Raw genomic sequence first — 5,715 nt, forward strand, 5'->3', positions numbered from 1 at the left:
CCCGGCGAACACCCACTCGCCGGCCGGCACGGTACGCCCCGGCTTCATCGGCGGGGTCGATCGACCACGGCGGCAGCGCGACGCGGGCGGCCGTCGGTACGGAGTTCGTCGTCATCAGACGCCACACACCCCAACGTCGTAGTGGAAGCGGATCTTGGGCTTGGCGTGGGCGCCCATACGCCGGTAGAAGCCGATGCCGAGTTCGTTGTCCGGCGGTGTCTGCCACTCGGCCCAGCCGCAGCCCTGCTCGGCGGAGAACTCCCGCAACCGCTCCAGGAACAGCCGGCCGATACCCATCCGGCGGTACGGCTCGCGGAGGTAGAGACAGTCCATGTAGGCGAACCGCTCGGCGCTCCACGTGGCGAAGTCGGTGGTGACGGTCATGAAGCCGCAAGGTTCCCCGTCGGCGGTGGCGAGCCATCCGTACAGCGCCGGCCGGTCCGAGAAGAACGCCGAACTCCAGCGCTGGACCTGGCCGTTGTCGGCGAAGTCCGCCTTCTCGTACGCGGCGTGTTCGCGGCACAGCTCCAACAGGGTGTCCAGGTGCCCCGGTTCGATCGGTCGCACCTTGATGTCGTGGCTCATATCCATCCAGAGAAAGTCGTGCCGAGATACGCGTCGATGACGTCGCTGTCGAGCCGGCCCTCCGCCATCACGGTGCTGACCCAGGCGTCCCGCTCGAACCGGATGACCTCCAGCTCCCAGACACAGGCGATCAGATCGCGCTGGGCGAGCGGGGCGAACGTCGTGCCGCCGTCGGGGCCGGCCACCGCGCCACGCACCCAGTGCTTGAGCATGTCGGCGTCGTACCACTGACTCACCAGCAGGTAGCTGCCTTCGAGGCCGTGATGCAGGATCAGGAAGCCGACCGGGTGGTCACCCTCCCGCGGGGGCTCGGCCAGCACCGAGGCGGCGTGCCGTCGCAGCCACTCCGGGTCCGGGAGTTCCGGGCGGCCGCCCGGGTCGTCCGCGAACATGACGTACGCCTTCAGGACGCGGCCGGACACCTCCACGGGTGCCAGTGCCACGACCCGACGCGGCTTGTAGGTAAGTGAGTTCATCCGGTACCGCCCCTTGTCCTCGGGCCACAGACCATTGCTGTCACGACACGTGCCGCCGCCCGCGCCTCGCCTCGGACCGTCGAGCCGGGGAAGCATCCGCTGACGACGTGTCCGCTCCGCGCGGTTCCCGGGACCACGCCCCGGTCGTGCCGTGCGGGCCGGCCCCACGCGCTGGTGCCGCGGCCTGTGACGATCGGGCGGGGATGGCCGGCGTCCGTCCGCACAGGCTCGGAGATCGTCCGAACGGGGAAAGCGGTGCGCCATCGGCGACCGGGCGGTCCCACTGGCGTCCCCTCACGACACACGGTCGTGCCGGTTGCGCTCGCAGGGCGTCACCCGTCGCGACTGCCGACGAAGTGATCTTGCTGGCGGTCCGATCGCATGTCAAGCGAGGGGTTCGGTAATCGATAGTCAAGGCAAGGCAAATCTTCGAATTTCGTTGCGTGGAACCTGTCCAACTATCGGAATCAGTACCCCTGCGGTCGCTACTCGGTCTTGACAGGCTCCTCCCGCCCCGCTGATGATCACTGCGGCCAGGCGGGCCGGACGCGAGACCTCACACCCGGCGACTCGCGTCCCCCTCGCGCCGGTTCACCGAGCAGCACGAGGGTTTTCGGCGCCGGTACGAACACGCCGCGACGTTCCCCACCACCACCACGGGAACCGCACGCCCTTGATGGGAACCACCAGCGTTACGACGGAGGGGAACGCATGCGATTGAGCCCACTGGCACGGGCGCGGTCATCGGTCGTCGCCACATTCGGCGGCCTGCCGTCCGGCTTCTGGTGGCTGTGGACCGCCCAACTGGTCAACCGGGCCTGCGGCTTCGTCATGCCTCTGCTCGCGTTCTACATCACCGACGAGCTGCACCGCGGCGCCGCGTTCGCCGGCACGGTGGTGGCGGTCATCGGTTTCGGGTCCCTCGTGGCCGGGCCGTTCGGCGGCATCCTCGCCGATCGCCTCGGTCACAAACCGACGCTGGTCGGCGCGCAGATCGCCACCGCCGCGGGAATGATCGCCCTCGCCTACGCGCGTTCGCCCTCGGCCCTGGTCCTGGCGGCCTTCGCGGTCGGTGTGGTCAACAACGCGACGCGGCCCGCGCACAACGCCCTCATCGCCGAGGTCATCCCGCCCCAGGACCACGCCAGGGCCTACTCGCTCAACTTCTGGGCGATCAACATCGGTTACTCGGTGGCGATGCTCTCCGTGGGCCTGGTCTCCGTCACCGGCTACACCGCTCTGTTCTGGCTCAACGGCGCCACGTTCCTGATCGGCGCCCTGCTGATCGCGGCCCGGGTGCCCGGACGGGGCCCGGTCGCCGCGCCGGCCGGCACCCCGGAAGGCGAGGGATTCGGGGGCGTGCTGCGCGACCGCTCCTTCGTGGCGTTCGTCGCCGCCGAGTTCCTGGTGCTCACCATCCTCATGCAGAACGAGAGCGGTCTGCCGATCGCCATGGGCCAGGACGGCTTCTCACCGAGTACGTTCGGCCGGGTCGCCGCGCTCAACGGAATCCTGATCGCCGCGGTGCAACTGCCGCTCACCCGGCTCTACAAGCGCTTTCCCGAGTCATGGGCACTGGCCGGGTCGTCGGCGCTGATCGGGGTGGGCTACTCGGTCCTCCTGTTCGGCCACTCGGCCTGGTTCTACGGCGCGTCCATCGTGGTGTGGACCCTGGGCGAGATCGGCAACACCCCAACCAGCTTCGCCGTGGTGGCACGCGTCTCGCCGGAACACATGCGCGGCAGGTACCAAGGACTCTTCCAGGTCGCCTGGACCGGATCGGCGGTGGTGGCACCGCTCTTCGGCGGCTGGGTGATCGGCACCTGGGGACCGGTCCCCCTGTGGATCACCTGTCTGGTGGTCACCGTCGCGGCGGCGGCAGCGCAGTTGGGCATCGGCTCCCGGTTGACCCGGCGAGCGGTGACCACACCGCGGAGCGACAGAACACCGTCCCAGGAACCGGCTCTTGATGTGTCGCCCTCCGGCCCGGCGGACCAGCGACCCGACGACCGGACCGGCTGAGCCGTCCCTCCGGGCCGGCCATCGCACACACAGCACACACCGGACACCGCGTCACGCCCGTATGCCCGCATGCCCGCTCCGGCTGCCGTGACACATATCCGTACCGAACGACGTCTCCCTGGAGGGATTCCGTTGAACCGTCAGACCGACTGCCCGCCCGCCGTGATCGTCATGAGCGATCTGGCGGCCCTGGCCCGACAGCACCGCCTGATCACCGACATCGCGGGGCGCGGGCTGACGCCGCTGGTCATCGTCGGCCCCACGACCGACCTGGCCCGCCTGAAGACGCACATCGAGGACTCCGCACACCCGCTGTCCCGGATCGCGGACGTCCGGCAGCTGCCGAGCCCGGCCATCGACGGTGTGTGGGCTTCGGTGCAGGACTGGATCACCGATTTCGACGTGCGCGGCGTGCTCTGCAGCGGCGAGGTGTTCGTCGACCCGGCGGGCGCGCTGGCGGAGGCGCTGGGCCTGCCGGGCCCCGGCTCCTGGGCGGCACGGGTGTGCCGGGACAAGGTCATGCAGCGCGTGATCCTGGGCGACCACGGGCCGTCGTGGCGCGCCTTCGCGCCGCACGCGCGGGACACCGCGACGTCCGAGGTGTACCCGTGCGTCGTCAAGCCGGCGGGCCGGATGTTCAGCTCGGGTGTCGTCAAGGTCGCGGACGACGCGGAGCTGCGGGCCGCCCTGGCCGCCTACGAGCCGGACGAGACGATCCTGGTGGAGGAACTCGTCACCGGACCGGAGTTCTCCGTCGAGGCCCTGGTCCACCACGGCGAGGTGGTCTGGAGCGGCGTCACCGCCAAGCTCACCAACGAGGACAGCAGCCGGTACTTCACGGAGATCGGGCACACCAGCCCCGCGAGGATTCCGTCGGCCGACGCGGAGGCCCTCATCGCGGCGAACACCGCCATCCTGAAGACCCTGGAGTTCGGCAGCGGCATCACCCACGCGGAGTTCCGGCTGCGGGACGGCCGGCCGGTGCTGATGGAGATCGCCGCGCGGCTGCCCGGTGACGCGATCACCATGCTGTGGCACCTCGCCACCGGCCGGCCCGTCGAACCGGCCATGGTCGACCTCGCGCTCGGCATCGAGCCGCAGTACCCGGCACCCACCCGGCGAGCCGTGCAGCGCTTCGTGGACCACCGGCCGGGCAGGCTCGCGGACGTGCGCTCCACCGCGCAGACGGTGTCGTGGATCGGGGACGACGGCTACTGGCCGACCGTGTCCTCGACCGACGCGGACGCCCCGGCGCGATGTGCCGCGATCATGGTCGGCCTGTCGCGCGGTACCGTGCTCGGAGACCTGAACGACTCGAGCGGACGCTCGGCGTCCGTGGTCGTCGACCTCCCCCTGGACGCCGACCCCGAGAGCGCGACTCGTGTCTTCGTGGACCAGGTCGAGCTGGACATCGACGCGGAAGCCTCCTGATCTCCATGCCCCCTGTCACCGGCACGCGCGGCCTCGTCGCCTACCGCTCCCCCACGCCACAGGACGCGCTGCCGGCCTGGCAGCTGGCCCGGAAGACGCCCCACTCCGACTCCCCCGGCCCGCACTCCTACGCGCGCTGGTTCCGGGACTTCGCCGACACCTCACTCGTCGCGGCCGCGGGCCGGGACGTGATCGGGTTCCTCATCGGGTACAGGCGTCCGGACGTACCGGACACCTACGTCGTCCTGCGCACCGGAGTCAGCCCGCTGCTCGGCGTCCCGGCCCTCGGCGCGCATCTCCTCCGGGCCGCCGCGGAGCGGGAGATCGCGAAGGGGGCGCGCTTCATCGAGGCCGCCGTGCCGCCCGGGAACGCGGCCGGCACCGAGGCCTGCGAGCAGCTCGCGCGGTGGTACGGCGCGCACACCCACAGGGAGCCTCTGTTCCCCTCGTCGTGGTCCTCCGGCGGCGATCACGACGAGATCCTGCACCGGATCGGCCCGCTGTACGGCACGTCGTGAGCCGCAAGGAATCGGGCCGCTGATCTCGGGGAGCCCGCGGACGACGGTGGTGGCCGAGGGCTCCGTCGAGCAGGACCACGCCTTGTTCCGGGAGGCGCGGGCGCTCGTCGCCCGCGCCGTGGACCGTTCCGAGCCCTGTCACGTACTAGGGAACCGGTACCGCCGCCCGGTCGTCCGGCTGCTCCTGCGGTGCCCGGGCCTCCACGAACACCGTGCGGCGGCGCAGCCGGAAGCCGAGGGACTCGTAGAGCCGGATGGCGCTCGTGTTCCCGGCGCCGGTGTGCAGGAACGGCGTTTCCCCGCGCTCCCGGATGCCGTGCGCCACCGCCAGGATCAGCCGGGTGGCCAGACCCCGGCCGCGGAAGGCGGGGTCGGTGCAGACCGCGCTGATCTCGGTCCAGCCCGGCGGGTGCAGCCGCTCCCCCGCCATGGCGACCAGCGCTCCGTCGCGGCGGATGCCGAGGTAGGTGCCGAGTTCCACGGTGCGCGGCAGGAACGGGCCGGGCCGGGTGCGCGCCACCAGGTCCAGCATCTCGGGCACGTCCGCCGGTCCCAGCCGCACCGCCTCGGCATCCGGCGCGGCGGACAGTCCGTCGTCCACCAGCTGGACGCCCTCGATCCGGAAGGTGACCTCCCAGCCCGCCGGGAGCCGGCCGCGGAAGCCGGGCAGCGGGACCTCGGCG

6 protein-coding genes are annotated in these 5,715 nt (G+C 71.1%); 3 read left to right on the forward strand and 3 right to left on the reverse strand.

The annotated features are described in order from the left end of the window. Positions 1-114: 114 nt before the first annotated feature. Both H5J33_RS21305 and H5J33_RS21310 read right to left on the reverse strand, forming a co-directional pair. Positions 115-585 carry a GNAT family N-acetyltransferase gene (locus H5J33_RS21305; RefSeq protein WP_181796521.1) on the reverse strand — a complete coding sequence of 157 codons (471 nt, stop codon included), beginning with the start codon at positions 583-585 and terminating at the stop codon, positions 115-117. Then, complete coding sequence (locus H5J33_RS21310) at positions 582-1,061, reverse strand: hypothetical protein (protein WP_181796522.1); 480 nt, start codon at positions 1,059-1,061, stop codon at positions 582-584. The genes H5J33_RS21305 and H5J33_RS21310 overlap by 4 nt, the downstream gene beginning before the upstream one ends. A 711-nt stretch (positions 1,062-1,772) precedes the next feature. On the opposite strand from H5J33_RS21310, the gene H5J33_RS21315 reads away from it, so the two are divergent. From H5J33_RS21315 to H5J33_RS21325, 3 genes are all read left to right on the forward strand, one after another. Next, positions 1,773-3,083, forward strand: a complete 1,311-nt coding sequence (locus H5J33_RS21315; RefSeq protein ID WP_181796523.1) for an MFS transporter — start codon at positions 1,773-1,775, stop codon at positions 3,081-3,083. Positions 3,084-3,215: 132 nt separating this feature from the next. Then, positions 3,216-4,514 (forward strand): acetyl-CoA carboxylase biotin carboxylase subunit family protein, encoded by a 1,299-nt coding sequence (locus tag H5J33_RS21320; RefSeq protein WP_181796524.1) that lies wholly within the window; start codon positions 3,216-3,218, stop codon positions 4,512-4,514. 5 nt (positions 4,515-4,519) lie between these two features. Next, the gene (locus H5J33_RS21325) at positions 4,520-5,032 is read left to right on the forward strand and encodes a GNAT family N-acetyltransferase (protein ID WP_181796525.1); all 513 of its coding nucleotides are present in this window, start codon (positions 4,520-4,522) and stop codon (positions 5,030-5,032) included. 145 nt (positions 5,033-5,177) lie between these two features. On the opposite strand, the gene H5J33_RS21330 is transcribed toward H5J33_RS21325, so the two are convergent. Continuing rightward, a partial coding sequence (locus tag H5J33_RS21330; protein ID WP_181796526.1) for a GNAT family N-acetyltransferase occupies positions 5,178-5,715 on the reverse strand: 538 nt, incomplete at its 5' end.

It is taken from the genome of Streptomyces sp. WELS2, from assembly GCF_013870595.1.
Taxonomy (GTDB): Bacteria; Actinomycetota; Actinomycetes; order Streptomycetales; family Streptomycetaceae; genus Streptomyces.

Coding starts and splice junctions, on each gene's coding strand:
- H5J33_RS21305 (WP_181796521.1), bottom strand. CDS start 585: ATGAGCCACGACATCAAGGTGCGACCGATCGAACCGGGGCACCTGGAC.
- H5J33_RS21310 (WP_181796522.1), bottom strand. CDS start 1,061: ATGAACTCACTTACCTACAAGCCGCGTCGGGTCGTGGCACTGGCACCC.
- H5J33_RS21315 (WP_181796523.1), top strand. CDS start 1,773: ATGCGATTGAGCCCACTGGCACGGGCGCGGTCATCGGTCGTCGCCACA.
- H5J33_RS21325 (WP_181796525.1), top strand. CDS start 4,520: ATGCCCCCTGTCACCGGCACGCGCGGCCTCGTCGCCTACCGCTCCCCC.